16 protein-coding genes and 1 pseudogene are annotated in these 17,885 nt (G+C 70.6%); 11 read left to right on the top strand and 6 right to left on the bottom strand.

The features are described from left to right. Positions 1-25: 25 nt before the first annotated feature. Positions 26-538: pseudogene (locus ACFXKG_RS05015) on the top strand (TetR/AcrR family transcriptional regulator C-terminal domain-containing protein); the annotation flags it as partial. Positions 539-568: 30 nt separating this feature from the next. Here the strand turns inward: ACFXKG_RS05015 and ACFXKG_RS05010 are convergent. The 3 genes from ACFXKG_RS05010 to ACFXKG_RS05000 all read right to left on the bottom strand — a co-directional run bounded on the left by ACFXKG_RS05010 (position 569) and on the right by ACFXKG_RS05000 (position 4,135). After that, positions 569-1,339 carry an IclR family transcriptional regulator gene (locus ACFXKG_RS05010; protein ID WP_384832452.1) on the bottom strand — a complete coding sequence of 257 codons (771 nt, stop codon included), beginning with the start codon at positions 1,337-1,339 and terminating at the stop codon, positions 569-571. Positions 1,340-1,465: 126 nt separating this feature from the next. Further along, positions 1,466-2,599 (bottom strand): mandelate racemase/muconate lactonizing enzyme family protein, encoded by a 1,134-nt coding sequence (locus ACFXKG_RS05005; protein WP_384832825.1) that lies wholly within the window; start codon positions 2,597-2,599, stop codon positions 1,466-1,468. A 126-nt stretch (positions 2,600-2,725) separates the two neighbouring features. Next, positions 2,726-4,135, bottom strand: coding sequence for an MFS transporter (locus ACFXKG_RS05000; protein ID WP_384832449.1), 1,410 nt, complete (start codon positions 4,133-4,135; stop codon positions 2,726-2,728). Positions 4,136-4,363: 228 nt separating this feature from the next. Here ACFXKG_RS05000 and ACFXKG_RS04995 point away from each other — a divergent pair, with 228 nt between their 5' ends. The 7 genes from ACFXKG_RS04995 (at position 4,364) to ACFXKG_RS04965 (ending at position 10,805) form a co-directional block, all read left to right on the top strand. Then, the gene (locus tag ACFXKG_RS04995) at positions 4,364-5,158 is read left to right on the top strand and encodes a ribonuclease activity regulator RraA (protein WP_384832446.1); all 795 of its coding nucleotides are present in this window, start codon (positions 4,364-4,366) and stop codon (positions 5,156-5,158) included. Continuing rightward, on the top strand, positions 5,155-5,652 hold the full coding sequence (locus ACFXKG_RS04990; protein WP_384832443.1) for a nuclear transport factor 2 family protein: 498 nt from the start codon (positions 5,155-5,157) through the stop codon (positions 5,650-5,652). Before ACFXKG_RS04995 ends, ACFXKG_RS04990 begins: the two co-directional genes overlap by 4 nt. 104 nt (positions 5,653-5,756) lie before the next feature. Then, positions 5,757-7,292 (top strand): aldehyde dehydrogenase family protein, encoded by a 1,536-nt coding sequence (locus ACFXKG_RS04985; RefSeq protein ID WP_384832440.1) that lies wholly within the window; start codon positions 5,757-5,759, stop codon positions 7,290-7,292. Next, entirely contained in the window at positions 7,289-8,113 is an 825-nt protein-coding gene (locus ACFXKG_RS04980) for a fumarylacetoacetate hydrolase family protein (RefSeq protein WP_384832437.1), read from the top strand. Before ACFXKG_RS04985 ends, ACFXKG_RS04980 begins: the two co-directional genes overlap by 4 nt. A gap of 83 nt (positions 8,114-8,196) precedes the next feature. After that, positions 8,197-8,979, top strand: coding sequence for a type I methionyl aminopeptidase (gene map / locus ACFXKG_RS04975; RefSeq protein WP_384832434.1), 783 nt, complete (start codon positions 8,197-8,199; stop codon positions 8,977-8,979). Positions 8,980-9,504: 525 nt separating this feature from the next. Continuing rightward, positions 9,505-9,852 carry a VOC family protein gene (locus ACFXKG_RS04970; protein ID WP_384832431.1) on the top strand — a complete coding sequence of 116 codons (348 nt, stop codon included), beginning with the start codon at positions 9,505-9,507 and terminating at the stop codon, positions 9,850-9,852. Between the two features lie 443 nt (positions 9,853-10,295). Then, entirely contained in the window at positions 10,296-10,805 is a 510-nt protein-coding gene (locus ACFXKG_RS04965; RefSeq protein ID WP_384832428.1) for a tetratricopeptide repeat protein, read from the top strand. Positions 10,806-11,564: 759 nt separating this feature from the next. Here ACFXKG_RS04965 and ACFXKG_RS04960 read toward each other — a convergent pair. Next, positions 11,565-12,596: a saccharopine dehydrogenase family protein gene (locus ACFXKG_RS04960; RefSeq protein ID WP_384832425.1), complete on the bottom strand. Its 1,032-nt coding sequence runs from the start codon at positions 12,594-12,596 to the stop codon at positions 11,565-11,567. A gap of 102 nt (positions 12,597-12,698) precedes the next feature. Between ACFXKG_RS04960 and ACFXKG_RS04955 the strand changes: the two genes are divergently transcribed. The 3 genes from ACFXKG_RS04955 (at position 12,699) to ACFXKG_RS04945 (ending at position 16,858) form a co-directional block, all read left to right on the top strand. Next, complete coding sequence (locus ACFXKG_RS04955; protein ID WP_384832422.1) at positions 12,699-13,718, top strand: helix-turn-helix domain-containing protein; 1,020 nt, start codon at positions 12,699-12,701, stop codon at positions 13,716-13,718. 377 nt (positions 13,719-14,095) lie between these two features. After that, positions 14,096-15,910 carry a gamma-glutamyltransferase family protein gene (locus tag ACFXKG_RS04950; protein WP_384832419.1) on the top strand — a complete coding sequence of 605 codons (1,815 nt, stop codon included), beginning with the start codon at positions 14,096-14,098 and terminating at the stop codon, positions 15,908-15,910. 87 nt (positions 15,911-15,997) lie between these two features. Then, on the top strand, positions 15,998-16,858 hold the full coding sequence (locus ACFXKG_RS04945; protein ID WP_384832416.1) for an inositol monophosphatase family protein: 861 nt from the start codon (positions 15,998-16,000) through the stop codon (positions 16,856-16,858). A 50-nt stretch (positions 16,859-16,908) separates the two neighbouring features. Here ACFXKG_RS04945 and ACFXKG_RS04940 read toward each other — a convergent pair whose 3' ends face one another. After that, complete coding sequence (locus ACFXKG_RS04940; RefSeq protein WP_382885754.1) at positions 16,909-17,142, bottom strand: hypothetical protein; 234 nt, start codon at positions 17,140-17,142, stop codon at positions 16,909-16,911. A gap of 7 nt (positions 17,143-17,149) precedes the next feature. Further along, positions 17,150-17,881: a TNT domain-containing protein gene (locus ACFXKG_RS04935; protein WP_384832413.1), complete on the bottom strand. Its 732-nt coding sequence runs from the start codon at positions 17,879-17,881 to the stop codon at positions 17,150-17,152. Positions 17,882-17,885 lie beyond the last annotated feature (4 nt).

Genomic DNA, 17,885 nt, shown 5'->3' with positions numbered 1-17,885 from the left:
CGGCGCTCCGTTGACCGTCCCCGTGCCGACCGGCGACTGGCGTGCGGACCTCAAGACCATCGGTCACCTCCAGCGCGCCCTCATGCTGCGCCACCCCTGGCTGCCCGCCGCCCTGTCCACCCGCCGCGCCCCCGGGCCCCACACCCTGGCCTTCCTGGAACACGCGCTCGCCGTGCTGCGCCCCACCGGACTGGACGGCGCCGCGAAGCTGGAGATCTTCGCCCAGCTCACCTCGTTCGTGGCCGCGCACGTCGGCCACGAACTCGCCCAGGCCGCGGCGGCGCGCTCGCCCGACCGGCTGGCGGCCGAAGCCCGCTATCTCGCCACCGTCGCCGCCGACGGCCACCACCCGGAACTCGCCGAAGCCCTCGCGGCCCCCGGACGCTCCCTCACCCCCGAGGCCACCTTCACCCGGTTCCTCAACCGCCTGACCGACGGCCTCGACACGCCCGGGACACAATCGGGGCCACGGACGTACCGCCCAGGGGGTCCACAGGGGATTTCGCACCGGCCGGAGACGCGCTCACCGCGCGGCTGACGTCGCAGCACCCGAGTCGCACCGACCGCCTTACAGCCCCGGATTGTGTCCGAGCCGCCGCGAGATGGCGTCTGCCGTGGCGACCGCCAGCGGGCCGAGGCGGTCGAGGGCGGGTTCGACGCGGTCCTTGAGGCCGGCGACGCTGATGGCGGCCACGACATGGCCGGTGTGATCGAAGATGGGGGCGCCGCAGCAGGCGCTGGCGAGGTCGAACTCGCCGTGCTCCTCGGTCCAGCCGCGGGCCTGGGCCGTGGTGATGTCGTGTTCGAGGGCGTCGGCGGTGGTGAGTGTCCGCGGGGTGAAGGGTGTCAGTGTGAGGGTGCGGAGCAGGTCCGCTCGCTCGCGGGGGTCCAGGCCCGCGAGGTAGGCCTTGCCGACCGAGGTGGCGTGCAGGGGCCTGCGGGCGCCGAGTTCAGCGTTGACGCTGACCGACTGGGGGCCGCGTTCGCGGTAGATGAACACCATTTCGTCGCCGCTGAGGACGCCGAGGCTGACGGTTTCGCGGGTCTGCTGGACCAGGACCCGGAGCAGTTCGGGAGCGACGTCGGACACGTCGGTGGAGTGGACGGCGGCCATGGCGAGACGGGCGGCGGCCGGGCCCAGGCGCCAGCGGCCGTTCGAGGTGGCGTGGAGGAAGTCGTACTGGCTGAGCTTTTCGACGATCCGGTACGCGGCGCTGCGGCTGATGTCGGCGGCGGCTGCCAGTTCCGCCGTGGACGCCTCTCGCGCGTCGGCGAGGTGGCTCAGGATGCTGAGTCCTCGGTCGAGTGCGCCCTTGCGGCCTTCGTCCAGCTCGGTCACGTTCTCGTTCCTCTGCTTGTCCGGTCGCGGTGGGCCCGCCCGCATCGGCCGGGCGGGCGATGTCCGCTGCCAGTCTCTCAGCCCGCCGGGACGACATCGCCGTGGGCGGGCCGGGAGCAGACGGTCTCAGACCGTGACGGTCTCGCGGGTCCAGGCACGGGCCTGCTCGCTCAGGCTGAAGCCCAGCCCGGGGCGGTTGGGCACGATCATCCGGCCGTCGCGGATTTCGAGGCGCTCGTTGAACATCGGTTCGAGCCACTCGAAGTGCTCCACCCACGGGTCGATCTCGTACGCCGCGGCGAGGTGCAGGTGGATCTCCATGGCGAAGTGCGGCGCCATCCGCATCTTCGCCTGCTCGCCCATGGCCATGATCTTCAGGAACGGGGTGATGCCGCCCACCCGCGGCGCGTCCGGCTGGAGGAAGTCGACCGAGCGGTGACGGACCAGTTCGGCGTGCTCGGCGACGCTGGTGAGCATCTCGCCGGTGGCGATCGGGGTGGCGAGCTCCGCGGCGAGAGCGGCGTGGCCCTCGGCGTCGTACGCGTCGAGCGGCTCCTCGATCCAGGTCAGGTCGAACGCCTCCAGTTTCCGGCCCATACGGATCGCCGTACTGCGGTTCCACTGCTGGTTGGCGTCGACCATCATCGGGAAGCCGTCGCCCAGCTGCTCGCGGATGGCCGCGACCCGCTGGAGGTCGATGTTCGTGTCGGGCTGACCGACCTTGATCTTGATGCCGCCGATGCCGCGCTCGACGGATGCCCGGGTGTTCTCGACCACCTGCTCGATGGACATGGACAGATAGCCGCCCGAGGTGTTGTAACACTGCACCGAGTCGCGGTGGGCGCCGAGCAGCTTCGCGAGGGGGAGCTGGGCGCGCTTGGCCTTGAGGTCCCACAGGGCGATGTCGATGGCGGCGACCGCCTGGGTCGACAGCCCGCTCCGGCCGACGGAGGCGCCGGCCCAGACGAGCTTGGTCCAGATCCGCTGAATGTCGTTGGGGTCCTCACCGATCAGCTCCGGTGCGATCTCCTTCGCGTGGACGTACTGGGCGGGCCCGCCGGCGCGCTTGGAGTAGCTGTATCCCACGCCTTCGAATCCGGCCTCGGTGCGGATCTCGGCGAAGAGGAAGGCGATCTCGGTGAGCGGCTTCTGACGGCCGGTCAGAACCTTGGCGTCACTGATGGGCGCCGCCAGCGGCAGGCTGACGAGGGAGAGCCTGACCGAGGCGATGGCATCGGTGCTGGCTTCGCCGCGCTCCAGCGCCGCGAAGTGGCGCTCGTTGGTCTTGCTGGTGACGGTGGCGCTGGTCCGGTTGAGGAAATCGGTGCTCACGGATGAGTGTCCTTTCTTCTTTTTACGGGGAGGTGGTGCGGTCTGCCGGGCGCCTCAGCGCGGATCAGGGGCAGGCCCGTCGAGACCCGCACTCGTCGTGGCCTGTGGTGTCCGGAGACCGGCTTGGCCGGGGTCGGTGCGGTCGACGGCCGATGGCCCGGCCACCGGCCGGCGGGGGATACGGCGTACCAGAAGGGTGGCCCCGGCCGCGATCGCGATGATCACTCCGAGTCCGAGCATCGCCAGACTGGTGCTGCCGGTCGAATCCTTGACCAGGCCGAAGCCGTACGGGGCGACGAAGCCACCGAGGTTGGCGACGGAGTTGACCAGGGCGATCGCGGTCGCCGCGGTCAGAGGGTCCGTACGCTCGCGCAGCAGCGGCCAGAAGACCGGTGCGACGGTCTTGAATCCGAGGGTGGCCAGGACGATGAACCCCAGGCCCAGCCACGAGCCGGTGAGGGCCGCCGCCAGGGTTCCGGCCGCGGCCAGCACGAACGACGTGGTCATCAAGGTGGCGCGCTGCTCGGGGCGACGGTCGCCGCGCCGGGAGACGAAGTACAGGTACGGGATGGTGCAGAGCCAGGGAAGGGCGGAGAGCAGCCCGACCATGTTGTCACTGCTGACCCCGATGTCGCGCACCACGCTCGGCAGCCAGAACGTCGTGGAGTAGATGGACATCTGCACGGCGAAGTAGATCCACATGAAGAGATGGATCACCGGACTGCGCAGCAGTTTCTTGATGATCTGCATGGTCGAGCCCGGCTCGGCGTCGGAGGTCCGTTCCGCGGCGATCTGCAGGCTGAGCTGGGTACGCTCCTCCTCGGTGAGCCATTTCGCGTCACTGATCCTGGAGTCGAGCAGGAAATAGCCGACGATGCCGAGTCCGACGGTGGCCAGGCCCTCGATGAGGAACAGCCACTGCCAGCCGTCGAGGCCGAGGAAGCCGTGCAGCGAGAGCAGCGGTCCTGAGACCAGACTGCCGGCGGAGTAGGCGAAGAGGGCGCCCACCGCCCAGGTGCCGGTGGCCCGGCCCTGGTAGCGGTTGGGCAGCCAGGAGGCGATGTAGAACAGTACCGCCGGCACGAACCCGGCCTCGGCCACGCCGAGCAGGAAGCGGAGCACGTAGAAGCTGGTCTCACCGCGGACGAAGATCATTGCAGCCGAGACGGCGCCCCAGGTGACGCAGATGCGGGTGATCCACAGCTTCGCCCCCACCTTCTGCATCAGTGCGTTGCTGGGCACCTCGAACAGGAAGTAGCCCACGAAGAACAGGCCGGCGCCGAGGCCGTACGCGGCTGCCCCGATGCCGAAGTGGGCATCCAGGTCCTCCTGGACGAAGCCGATGTTCGAGCGGTCGATCTGGTTGAGCATCATCATCAGCGCGAACAGCACGATGACGCGCCGGTAGATCTTCCGGCTGGCAGTGGCGACTGCCGGGTGTTCGTCTGCAATGGCGGTGGACATATGTCTCGATCCTCTCGCAACGCTGCGCCTCGGATACCTGTCAGCAGACGATGTGCATCCCATTCTTCGGGACGTTTTATCGTTCATTGGTTTGCCGACGTGGGGACGCTAAGCGGCTGTCTTGCGACAAGTCAAGGAGTGCGGCCCGATTAACGGGATGGTTGTTCACTGAATGGGATGTCGTCTAGGGTTGGGATCGTTCATCCCAGTCCCTGAGGAAGGTGGACCGTGACAGCGCTGGATCTTCCCCCTGTTCCCCCGGACGTGCTGGCCGATCTGGGCCGCGCCAGCACCGCGACCCTGGCGACCCAGCTCTACCGGCGCGGGATCCGTCAACCGTTCCTCGTCGGCCTCAGCCCTGTGGGCACGCGCTTCGACGGCTTCGTGGGACAGGCGCGTACCATGCGCTTCGTCCCTGCCCGCGAGGACGTGGACCCGATGGACGACCCCTACCGCACGGGCAATGTCCTCCAGTGGGAGGCGGTCGAACGGCTCGGCTCCGGCGATGTCCTGGTCGTGGACTCGCGCAGCGACGTCACCGCGGCCTCGGCGGGTGACATGCTGGTGACCCGGGCGATGAAACGGGGCGCCGCGGCCTTCGTGACCGACGGTGCCTTCCGCGACGGTGCCGCGCTCGCCGAGCTGGGCTTCCCGGCCTACTCGCGGGCGATCACCGCCACGACGCGACCGGCCTCCTTCCACGTCGCGGACCTCGACGTCCCGATCGGCTGCGCGGGCGTCGCGGTCTACCCGGGCGACATCCTCGTCGGTGACCGCGACGGTGTCATCGTCGTGCCCCGCGCCCTGGCGGCCGGGATCGCCGGTCCCGCGGCCGAGCAGGAACGGCTCGAGTCCTATCTCCACGACAGGGTCAAGGCGGGGGAGGCGCTGTGGGGCACCTACCCGCCCAGCGAGGAGACCCTGGCCTCCTATCGGGCCTGGCGGTCGGCGAACCCCGTGGACGACACCCCTGGAGCCCTCCAGCCGTCCGCCGCTGCCACCGGGGCGGAGGCCGTGCGATGACCCGCTTCGCCGACCTCCCACGCGAGGAGCAGCGCACCCGCATGGAGGCCACCATCCGGACCTACTTCCAGGGCTGCAACGACGCGGACGTCGAGGGCATGGCCGCGACGTTCCACCCCGAGGCCGTCCATTACTTCCCGCCGGGACTTGACGGCCCCTGGCGGGGCGCCCGCACCATAGCGGAGAACTGGCGCGCGCTCGTCCTGCGCATCGGCTCGGCCTGGAGCATCGAGCGTCTGATCGCCGAACCCGAGTCACTGCAGGCGGTCATCGAGTGGACCCACTGGAAGACCGCGGTCGGCGGATACCTGCGCGGTGACGAGTGGTACCGCTTCGACCCGGAGACAGGGCTGATCACCGAGATCAGGGCCTTCTACGCCGCCGCTTCCGACGGCCGCGCCGAGGTCACGCTCGAAGGCTTCGACTACGAGGCGGAGGGCTACCAGCTCGTCCCGCCGGTCGACCGCCCCCATCCGGACGCGCCCGCCGGCTGAACCGTCCGCCGCCATCCGGACACGCCTGTCGGCTGAAGCGTCCGCCCCATCCGGACGCGCCCGCCCGCTGAAGCGTCCGCCCCCACCAATGCCCCAGGAGCAGCATGACTGCCGAGACCATCGTCAGTATCGACCCCGCCACCGGAACCGAAGTCGAGGAAGTCGCCACCGCCACCTCGTACGAGGAACTGGAGGAGGTGTGCCGCGCCGCCGCGGCGGCCTTCGTGCAACTCGCGGAACGTGATCGCGCCTTCCGCGGGGAACTCCTGCGTGCCATGGCGGACGCCATGGCAGCCCGGCACGCGGACATCGTGTCGCTGGGCGTCCGCGAGACCGGACTGCCCCGTGCCCGCCTCGAAGGCGAACTCGCCCGTACGGTGTACCAGGCCCGCCTGTTCGCCGACGCCGTCGACGAAGGCGGCCATCTTGAGGCCACGATCGACCACGCCGGTGACACCCCCATGGGGCCGAGGCCCGACCTGCGCCGGATGCTGGTCCCGACGGGACCGGTCGCGGTGTTCGGCGCCAGTAACTTCCCACTGGCCTTCTCCGTGCCCGGCGGCGACACCATGTCCGCCCTGGCCGCGGGCTGCCCGGTCGTGGTCAAGGCCCACGATTCCCACCCGGCCCTGTCGGTCATGATGCACGGCATCCTGAGCGCGGCGGCGTACGACGCCGGGGCGCCCGCCGGGACGATCGGGCTCGTACACGGTCGCGAGGCGGGCGCGCGGCTGGTGCAGCACCCCGCCATCAGCGCCGTGGCGTTCACCGGGTCGCTGGACGGCGGCCGGGCACTGATGCGGCTGATCGAGCAGCGCCGGACACCGATCCCTTTCTTCGGTGAACTCGCCAGCCTCAACCCGGTCGTTGTCACACCGGCGGCAGCCGCGGCGCGGGGAACAGCGTTCGCCGAAGACCTCGTCCTGTCGATCACCGGCTCGGCCGGCCAGCTGTGCACCAAGCCGGGGCTCGTGCTGGTACCCCATGGTCCCGCCGGTGACGCCCTGGTCGACGCGGCCGCCGCACTCATCGCCGGCCGGCCCGCGGCCACCCTCCTCAACGAGCGGATCCGCGACGGATACGAGGAGACCAGCGCGGAACTTCGGCGCATCCCCGGCCTCCGCGTGGTGGCCGAGGGGGAGAAGCCGTCCGGCAGCGGCTGCACGGTGGCGCCGCGGCTGCTGGCCATGGAAGCACGTGACCTGGCCGGGTCACAGGTCGGTGAGTGCTTCGGCCCCACCACCGTCGTCGTCCGGTATGCCGAAGCGGACCTTCCCGGCATGATCGACAGCCTGCCGGGTTCCCTCACCGCCACGATCCACTCCGAGCCGAACGAGGACATTCGGGCCATCGTCCGAGCGCTGCTGCCCAAGGCCGGGCGGCTGCTGTTCAACGGGTTCCCGACCGGCGTGTCGGTCTCGTGGGCCCAGCACCACGGCGGCCCGTGGCCGGCGACCAACAGCCAGCACACGTCGGTCGGCACCACCGCCATCAGGCGCTTCCTGCGCCCGGTGGCCTGGCAGTCGGCCCCGGCGGAGGTGCTGCCCCACGAGCTGCACGACGCGTACACGTCCATTCCGCGCCGGGTCGACGGGCGACTCGTCGTCCCGTCCCCGGCCGGCCAGGAGGATGCCCGATGAGGATTGCCACCGCCCGCGTCGACGGGGGCGTCACCACGGTCGTCGACGACGGCCAGGGGTGGCGGACCAGCCGGGTGCCCGCCCTCGACGTCGTCACCGGAGCCGACGCCGGGCCCGGCGACCGGGTCGCCGGGGAGCGGCTGGAGTTCCTGCTGCCGTACCGGCCCCCGACGATCCACGGCATCGGCCTCAACTACGCCGACACCGTGGCCGAGATGGGCTGGAAGACCCCGACGGCCCCCTACCTCTTTCCGAAACTCTCGTCCTCCGCGTGCGGCCCTCATGACGACATCGTCGTGGACCTGGCACTGACCTCCCGAGCGGACTGGGAAGCGGAACTCGGCGTCGTCATAGGCCGTCCCGCCAAGTCCGTGCCCGTCGACGAGGCGATGTCCTACGTCGCCGGTTACGTCGCGGCCGACGACCTCTCCGCCCGCGATCTCCAGGAGCAGGACGGCCAGTGGGTGCGCGGCAAAGGACTCGACACCTTCTGCCCTCTCGGGCCCTGGATTCTCACCAAGGACGAGGTGCCGGACCCGCAACAGGTCGCGATCCGGACGTGGGTCAACGGCCGGCTGATGCAGAACGGGACCACCGCCTCGATGATCTTCGGCATCGCCGAACTCGTCTCGTACTGCTCGTCGTTCTTCACCCTGGCACCGGGGGATGTCATCCTCAGCGGAACACCGGCAGGCTGCGGTGACTTCAGGTCCCCGGCGGTGGCCCTGCGGCCGGGCGACGTCATCGAGATCGAGGTCGCCGGACTCGGCCGCCAGCGCGCCACCATTTCGGCTCCCGCACCACGGGGCGGGGGTCTGTGAGGGCCGAACCCGGCGATGACCCCAATTCCAGTACCGGTATAGTAATGCCGGTATAGGTATTGGTTGCGTGAGAAGGGCGCCGCATGATCGAGATCCTCAACCCCACCCTGCTGGCCCGGGCGAGAACCACCGGCGCCCTGGTCGCTGACATCCTGCAGATGCTGAAGAGCCGTAGCACGATCGGCACGAACCTTCTGGACATCGACCGGTGGGCCGAGGAAATGATCGTCGAGGCGGGAGCGTCGTCCTGTTACGTCGACTACGCGCCGTCCTTCGGGCGCGGCCCGTTCGGTCACTACATCTGCACGGCCGTCAACGACGCCGTGCTCCACGGGCGGCCGTACGACTACACGCTCGCCGACGGCGATCTGCTGACCCTCGACCTCGCCGTCTCCCAGGGCGGAGTCGCCGCAGACGCTGCCATCAGCTTCATCGTGGGCAACGCAAGGCCCCCGCAGAGCGTCGCGCTGATCAGCACAACCGAACGCGCGCTGGCCGCAGGGATCGCCGCTGCCGGGCCCGGGGCCCGTATCGGCGACATCTCCCATGCCATCGGCACGGTTCTCGGTGAGGCGGGGTATCCGATCAATACCGAGTTCGGCGGCCATGGCATCGGCTCGACGATGCACCAGGACCCGCACGTCGCGAACACCGGACGGCCTGGCCGCGGATACAAACTGCGTCCTGGGCTGCTGCTGGCACTGGAGCCATGGGTCATGACGGACACCGCCCAACTCGTCACCGACGCCGACGGATGGACGCTCCGGAGTTCGACGGGCTGCCGGACGGCACACAGCGAGCACACGATCGCCATCACCGACGACGGAGCCGAGATCCTCACCTTGCCGCAGCAGGCGCAGCCGTGAGATCGCACCCTCCGTGTTTCCGTGCCCCCGACGCCGTCAAGGACGAACGTTTCCGGCCCACCTGCGGTCGGCGGGGAAGGTCTGCTGCAGGCCCGCTGCGCGGGCGGTGATCGGGATCGGCTCCGGGGCCGGTACGTCGGCGAGTTCGGGCGGGAGGGCGGCTCACTCGGCTGTGGTGACATGGTCGATCGGGCCCGTTCGAGGGGTACCCGGGAGCGGTGGAGGAACACAGCGGTACTGGACCGTGCTGGACGACGATCGGTTGGAGCCCGTACCGGAAGCGGACGAGTTCTTGCGGCATGTGCGCTTCGGTCGTGATCAGGCGGAATCGACTATGTGTACCTCTGTCGGGGCGGTCATGCTCTACCTGCCGTGGTGCCGCTACACCGGCCGTGACTGGACTACGGCGGCGGGTCGGCTGGGAAGCTTCATGCTCTGGCTGCGGCACTCGGTGCGATGAGTTCTGTTGACTCAAGCAGTCTGGAGGAGAGACACGGAACTGTGGTTCGAAAAAAGGTGGCGTTCATGGACATTGCCCGCGTATTGATGGTTGCGCCCGTGGGGAACGTTGAGACTGCGGTGGTCTGGTACGAACAGTTGCTGGGACGTCCGGCGGACACCCGGCCGATGCCGTCACTGGCGGACTGGCATCTCACTACAGGGGGCTGGCTCTCGGTCTTCGAGGACGCCGAGCGTTCTGGTTCGGCGCTCCTCAATCTGGAGGTTCCTGATCTGGACGAGGCTCTTGCACGGCTCAAGGAACGCGGTTTGGCTGCGGGGCCGGTGCAGGCCGGCGGTACACGCACCCGGTTCGCTGCCCTGGAAGACCCGGACGGCAACCGGGTCACCCTGCTGGAGAACCCCGTGGCCTGACCCCTCGGACAGCGCAGGGACAGGGCCGCGCCGGCGGTCAGGACTTCTTGGACCGGTCGGTTCGGGGGCCTGTGCGGGCGATCCGGCGAGTCATGGGGGTGATGAGTGCCCCAGGCCCTGCTCCTGCCGGCCCTGCGGCGAATCGAACTCTGAGTGATGGCTGAGTGTTGACGGGCAGTGCTCGAAGTCGCCCGAAAATGAGCCGTGGTCGGGGCAGTTGGGCTGACAGTACGGGGCCGTGGAAGAGGCCCTGCTCCGGCTGAAGGAGCTGTTGTTCGCGTCGATCGCGAACGTCTCGGTGCTGTCGGTGGAGGAACATGGCCCCATCGATCACAGACGCCAACGCTGCCAACGCCGGGCCGTCCCACAGGCAGGCGCCTGCAGACGAGGCTGCGTTATGGTGAGCCGGTCTTCGGACCGGTACGCATGGGGGCGCAGCAGTGATGACCGAGGTGACGCCCGAACTGGCCGAGGCGATCCGGCGTGGCTACGACCGGCGCGACCGGGCGAACATGGTGCCGACGATCGACTACTTCCAGGCGTTGCTTGCCGAACATCCTGACCACCCAGTCCTCGTATTCGAGGTGGGTGGCGCCTACGACACGGCGGGCCAGGAGGAGACCGCCCGCGGTTACTACGAGCGGGCGCTCGCTCTTGGCCTCGACGGTGACGTGCTGCGCCGGTGTCTGTGCCAGTACGCCAGCACCCTGAGGTGGCTGGGCGAGCTGGGCGAGTCGCTGGCGGTGCTCGACCGCGCCCGCAGGGAGTTCCCCGACTCGGACTCCGTACGTGTCTTCCGCGCGCTGACCCTCAACGACGCCCGGCGGCCGGACGAGGCGGTGGCCGAGTTTCTGACCGTCGTCACGGGGCACGCCGAGGTCACCGACCTCGGGCGGTGGGCGGTCGGGCTGCGTGGCCTCGCCCAGTGGCTCGCCGACGGCCGGCCCGAATAGGAAGCAGTTGCCCCGCACCGGGCCGGCCCAGAAGGGCCTTGGCCGGTGCGCGTGTCCGCGACCGGCATGGACACGGCAGTGTCCGATGGAGATCGGCTTTCTGCAGCGATGAGCGTGGCTGTGAGGGCGAAAGCTTCTTTCTCACTCCGAGTAATGGTCGCTCCGCACGACGACGTGGCACACCGAGGTGCCACACCGGTCGTGAAAGTGGGCCGACCTGTGGTTTCACTGATGAGGCTGGCTTCGAGCCTGTGCATGTTTTCAGCGCCGGAGCCCGTTCAGCCGTACGCGGCGGTGCACGTTGACCCGTACGCCGACACTCATGCCTATGAGAGCCGGACATAAAGGACAGCGACCGCTGACAACGCCAGGAGCGATCGAGGGGCTCACCGTCATCGGTTCGGGCGAGCCACTTCTGCGGCCTACGTGTTCTGTCGGCGTACACATGAACGTCCCCACCCGCCTACGGATGGACACGGACAGTTGTTGAGGCGGTGAGACCTGCTGCTCGGCACTCTGCTGATCGGAGAGGGGGGCCGGTCTCACCAAAGCTCGGCCGAGCCCATCCTGGCGCGAGGAGAGGGTTCGTGGTGGTCCATCGTCAGGGCGTGCCGGGCACGGTAGCTGGTCGTCACACCCGCCGGTGCGGCGAGGTCCTGGAAGCATGGCTGAAGTGCATCGCCCGTGTGGACGGGCTGCCGATGAGGGAGGCTCGCCGCGACCACACCGGTCCGGCGCGCAGTGTGGGCGTCCTTCCCGCTAAGGATGCAGTACCAGGGAGATGTGTGAGGACAGCGCCTGGAGGAAGCCGGGCGCGTCGAACATCTTGCCGGCGGAGGCGACGCCGACTGTCCTGGTCCGGCCCGTGAGGATGCGGTCGACCGCTTCGACCGCGAGTGGTGCGGTGACGGCATAGATGTCCTGGCCCGTGGCCACGGCGCGCCGTTCGGTGCCGCCCAGGCGCACGACGACGTCGACGAGGAAGGTCTGTGCGGACCGCCCGTGCTCGTCGACCGCAGTGGGAGTCGGCGTGTCCGGGGCCGAAACGCCCCTGGCCGCTTCGGTCGTCATGTAGGTGCGTACTTCGGGGATGGACAGGTGGCTGGGAATGGTGACGACGTCGGCCATGGTGAACTCGCCGATGACGGCCCGGAGCCCCAACGGGTCCGGGAAGGGCCACTTCAGGGTGGGCAGGTCATCGTTGTGGTACTCCAGCTTCCCCTTCGTGAAGCGGACACGGCGGCCGTTTCGCCGCTCGACGGAGACCTTGCCTGCGGCGCGTGTCCCTTCCGTGGGGGCCCAGTTGTTCAGCCCGTACGCGATGTGCGCCTCGTCCGCCTCGGTCCAGTCGCCCATCGCCGCGGTGGCCAGCAGATCGCCGAGGCCGCCGTAGAAGGCCATCGCGGGGACGATCGCCGTGCCCGCGTCGCGGGCACGGTCCGCGAACCGCGCGAACGTATCGGCGTTGGCCTCGATCTCGGCCGCCACATCGACGTACGGGATCCCGGCCCGCAGGGCCGCCTCGATCACCGGGGCGGCCGTCGTGGCGAAGGGGCCCGCGCAGTTGATGGCGGCTGCCACACCTGCCAGCGCGCGGTCGAGCGACGCCGGGTTGTCGACCGCGGCAGGGCGAACCTCGACTCCGGGGTACTCATCCGCCAACACCTTCAGCTTGTGGGCATCGCGCCCGGACAGGACCGGGACCAATCCGCGCTCCCGCAGGTGTGCCACCACGAACCGGCCGGTGTGCCCATACGCGCCGTACACCGTCACCATCTGCCCCACTGCCATGACTTCTCTCCTGTGCTCGAACCGGTCAACTGCGACGATCCTGGCGCGGTCGAAGCCTCAACCGTGAGTGTCTGGAACGACATCTCCCATACAATTACGGACATGAAAACAGTCGCGCTGGCCGTCACCGACGGGATGCTGCACTTCGAACTGTCCGTGGCCCATGAGGTCTTCGGATCCGCCCCCGCCGGAGTCACCGTCCCCTGGTACGACATCTCGGTCTGCGGGCCGGACACAGTGCGGTTCGGCCAGTTCCGGCTGGAGCCCGACCACGGCCTCGACCGGCTCCGGGGCGCCGACACCGTGATCGTCCCCGGCTGGGCCGACGTCGACGTGGCCCCGCCCGCCGAACTGGTTGAGGCGGTACGCGCGGCCCACGACGCGGGCGCCCGCCTCGTCTCCCTGTGCACGGGCGCGTTCGTGCTGGCCGCCGCGGGCGTACTGAACGGCAGGCGAGCCACCACCCATTGGGCGCACACCGACGACCTGGCCTCCCGCTACCCCGACGTGGAGGTCGACCCGGACGTCCTCTACGTGGACAACGGCAGCGTGCTCACCTCCGCAGGCAAGGCAGCCGCCCTCGACCTGTGCCTGCATCTCGTCCGCCTCGACCACGGCTCGTCGATCGCCAACGCCGTCGCCCGCCGCCTCGTCGTACCACCGCACCGGGCCGGCGGCCAAGCCCAGTTCGTCACCGCCCCGGTGCCCACCCAGGACGACCATCCGCTCGCCGCCCTGCTCCCCTGGATCATCGAACGGCTCGACCAGCCACTGACCGTGGAGGACCTGGCCCGCCACGCGCGGATGAGCTCACGCCACCTGGGCCGCCACTTCCACGCGGCAACCGGCACCACCCCCCTGCAATGGCTGCTGACCCAACGGATCCGCCACGCCCAGGAACTGCTGGAGAAGACCGACGAGAGCATCGACACCATCGCAGCGGCCACCGGCATGGGCACTGCCACAACGCTGCGCCGGCACTTCAACCGCACCCTCGGCGTGCCCCCGGACACCTACCGCCGCACCTTCCGCTCCCGGACCCGTCCTTCCCCAGGATCGGCAACCGGCCGAGCAGCACAGTCAAGTCCGTACGCCGACATGCTCCGACCCGTGACGTTGTAAGCGGAGCAGTTCGCGGGCAAGTCCTGGTCGGCGATGCAGATGAGCTTGCCGAGATCGGCGTGGGGCGCCGGCGCTGCCTGCGGGTAGCGGGTGGGCTTGGGCGGTAGGCAGCTCGGCGCAGGCGGCTCCGTGAGTGGGCGGGGCATCCTGCCCCAGGCCAAGGGGGCGAAGCCGTGGCAGTGGCAAGCCGCGCCGAAGGACGGGTTCCGCCCATTTCGCGCCGGAGGCGGGGCAGAAGGGGCGCAGGGTGATCGATAGCCTGCTGGGGGAGCGGGAGAAGGGGAGCCCCGGCGCACACTCCCCGGATTCTCCCCAGGACCCGTCCTGAGCGCCCGTCATCCTGGCCGATACATGTAAACAGCGAGGTGAGAGGCCGTATGTTCACGACCCGACCGACCCTCCAGGGCACCTTCGGCATGGTGTCCTCCACCCACTGGCTCGCCTCACAGTCGGCGATGGCCGTACTGGAGGACGGCGGTAACGCGTACGACGCCGCGGTCGCCGCGGGCTTCGTCCTCCATGTCGTCGAACCACACCTCAACGGTCCCGCGGGCGAGGTGCCGATCATCCTCGCCCCGGCCGGTGGTGAGGTCCGGGTGCTCTGCGGGCAGGGCCCCGCGCCCCGGGGTGCCACCATCGAGCACTACCGCTCCCTCGGACTCGACCTCGTCCCCGGCACCGGGCCGCTCGCCGCCGCCGTGCCCGGCGCCTTCGACGCCTGGATGGTGCTGCTGCGCGACCACGGCACCAAACCCCTCGCCGCGGTGCTGCGGTACGCCATCGGCTACGCCGAGGACGGGCACGCCCCCGTCGAACGCGTCGGCCAGACCGTCGAGAGCGTCCGCGAACTCTTCGAGACCGAGTGGACCTCCTCGGCCGACGTCTATCTCCCCGGCGGCAAGGCCCCCGCCCCCGGCGAGCTGTTCCGCAACGCCGCGCTCGCCGCCACCTGGCGCCGGCTGATCACGGAGGCCGAGGCCGCCGGAGCCGGTGACCGGGTCGCCGAGATCGACGCCGCCCGGGAGATCTGGCGTACCGGCTTCATCGCCGAGGCGATCCTCGCCCAGTCCGCCCGTCCCGCCATGGACACCAGCGGCTCCCGCCACGCCGGTACCCTGGCCGCCGCCGATCTGGCCGGCTGGTCCGCCACGTACGAGGAACCCGTCACCTACGACTGGAACGGCTGGACCCTCTGCAAGGCGGGCGGCTGGAGCCAGGGCCCCGTCCTCCTCCAGCAACTCGCCCTGCTGCCCGCCCGCGCCGCCGACCTGCCCCGTTACGGCTCGGCCGAGTACGTCCACCTCCTCGTGGAGGGGTGCAAGCTCGGCATGGCCGACCGGGAGGCCTGGTACGGCGACGCCGCCCCCGTACCGCTCGACACGCTGCTGTCCGAGCCGTACAACACCGCCCGCCGCGCCCTGATAGGCGAGCGGGCCTCGTACGAGCTGCGCCCCGGCAGCCCGGACGGACGCGAGCCCGTGCTCAGCGCCCACGCCCGGGCCGTCGCCGCGGGCGAGCCCGGCTACGGCCCGCCGGGCGTCCCGGCGGCGGGTGCGGGCGAGCCCACCGTCGCCACCGACGGCGCCACCCGGGGCGACACCTGCCACCTCGACGTCGTCGACCGCTGGGGCAACATGGTCGCCGCCACCCCCAGCGGCGGCTGGCTCCAGTCCAACCCGGTCGTCCCCGAACTCGGCTTCCCGCTCGGCACCCGCCTCCAGATGGCCTGGCTCGACCCCGGCCTGCCGAACTCACTGACCCCCGGCCGCCGCCCCCGCACCACCCTCACCCCGTCCCTCGCCCTGCGCGACGGCGTCCCCGTGGTGGCCTTCGGCACCCCCGGCGGCGACCAGCAGGACCAGTGGCAGCTCCACTTCCTCCTCGCGCTCGCCCTGCGTCCGCCGGTCCGCGGCGGGCTCGACCTCCAGGGCGCCATCGACGCCCCCAACTGGCACAACGACAGCTTCCCCGGCTCCTTCCACCCGCGCGCCATGCGGCCGGGCAGCGTCACCGTCGAGGCACGCACGGACCCCGACGTCATCGCCGGACTGCGCCACCGCGGCCATGACGTCACCGTCGGGGACGCCTGGTCGGAGGGGCGGCTCTGCGCCGTCGCCAGGGACCCGGAGACCGGCGTCCTCTCCGCCGCCGCCAACCCGCGCGGCATGCAGGGATACGCCGTGGGACGCTGACCCTTCCGGGGCCGGCCCGTCGCGTCCGGCATCTCCCCGACACTCTCCCGACTGCCGGATGTCAGTGGTCCATGGTTGGCTGGACACATGATCGATGACTCGGTGTACGGAACGGTTCCCCTGCGCGGGACGGCTCGGGACGTCCAGGTCTCCGCCGTGGAGGACGCGGTGCGCAAGGCCGCGGCGGACGAGATCATGCCCCGCCACCGGCGGCTCGCCGCGCACGAGATAGCCGAGAAGAGCGCCCCGCACGACCTCGTGACGATCGCGGACCGCCGCGCGGAGGCGCATCTCACCGCCGCGCTCACCGCGCTGCTCCCCGGCTCCGCCGTGGTCGGCGAGGAGGCCGTCCACGCGGACCCGGCGCGGTACGAGGCGCTCCACGGCGACGCGCCCGTATGGATCGTGGACCCGGTCGACGGCACCCGCCAGTTCATCCGCGGCGAGGACGGCTTCTGCACCCTCGTCGCCCTCGCGCAGGGCGGCGAGCTGGTGGCGTCGTGGACGTACGCGCCGGCGCTGGACGAGATGGCGATCGCGGTACGCGGCCGGGGCGCCGTCCTCGACGGCGCCCCGCTGCGCCCGGGCCCGCCCGCGCCCGCCGCGCCGCTGCGGGTGGCGATGTCCCACCCGGACTACACCACGCCCGAGCAGAAGCACGCCCTGCTGGGGCTGCGCGGGGAGGGGGTCGAGGCCCGCCCGTGCGGCGCGGCCGGGCTGGAGTATCTGGCGGTGGCGCGCGGCACGCTCGACGCGGTGGCCTTCAGCTGGGAGCTGGCGTGGGACCACGCGGCGGGCCTGCTGCTGGTGACGGAGGCGGGCGGCGCGCACGCGACGCTGACCGGCGAGCCGTACCGCGTCACGGGCGGCAACGCGCTCCCGTTCACGGCCGCCAGGGACCGGGCGACGGCGGAGCGGGTACGGGAGCGGCTGCTGGCCGGGGCCTAGTGCCGTGACCGGCAATGTTTGCCGGGAGGGGCACTGGCTTCGCGGGCGGGTCAGGTGAGCAGGCGCAGCAGGTGCTCGCAGGCCGCCGCCTCGCTCGCGTGACGGGCGATGGTCTCACTCGTCCCGCGTTCGTACGCGCCGGTCTCCCACGCCCCGTCGGCGGTCCTTCGTACGAAGAGGAAGTCGACGGGGGTGGGAGCCGGTTCATGGACCCCCTCGATGCGGTAGTAGTCGTCGGGTACCCCTGCCGCGCTCAGCGCGGCCCGCAGTGCGTGGCGGTCCATGACGGTGTTACGCGCCTGCGGGGGCCAGATAGCCATGGTTCAGCAGCCACTTCACATTGAGCCGCTGCCCCTCGCCCGGGTGGAGGAAGACCGGGTCGAGCTTGATCTGCTGACCGCGGCCCGGCTGTTCGAACCACGGGGCGACGGAGCCCTGCCAGACCGAGAACGGCTTGAGGACCCGGTAGACGCGGTAGTCGCAGGGCACGGCGGCGTCCCGTGTGTCGAGGTTCTGCGGGGGCAGCGCGCGCTTCGTGTACGGGGCGCCCGCCGGGGCCAGGTAGCCGCCGTACTCGGAGCCGAAGCGGTCGAGTTTCTCGCCGGTGCGCAGTTCCGTGGCCTTCTTGTCCAGCTCGCCGTTCACCACGGCGAACCCGTCGTCGGGCGGATACTTCCAGCTTCCGGAGTCGGCCGGGCCCTCCCAGTACTTCTTCAGGAAGGCCGAGGGCGACAGCTGCCCGGTCCGCTGGTACCCCTTCAGCAGCGGGCCGACCGGCTTCTGCCAGGCGCGCGGCAGATGCTCGGGGCCGAGACGGGCGTCGTCGAGGAACTCCCCGGTGCACGGCTCGTGCGGGACCCCGGGGGCGAGGGGGCCCTGGACGGCGTCCGCGACCGGGAACGGACCGGCCGCCGTGGCGGTGGGCCGCTCCTCGCCGTGCAGGGGGGTCGCGCTCGCGGCGGGCGCCATGACCAGGACGGCGGCGACGCCGAACCCGGCGAGTGCGGTGCGCATGCGGTTCACTCGG

This window comes from Streptomyces sp. NPDC059255, assembly GCF_042752355.1.
Lineage (GTDB): Bacteria > Actinomycetota > Actinomycetes > Streptomycetales > Streptomycetaceae > Streptomyces.
The sequence above is the reverse complement of the archived record's forward strand: the minus strand, read 5'-3'. Positions and strand labels throughout refer to the sequence as shown.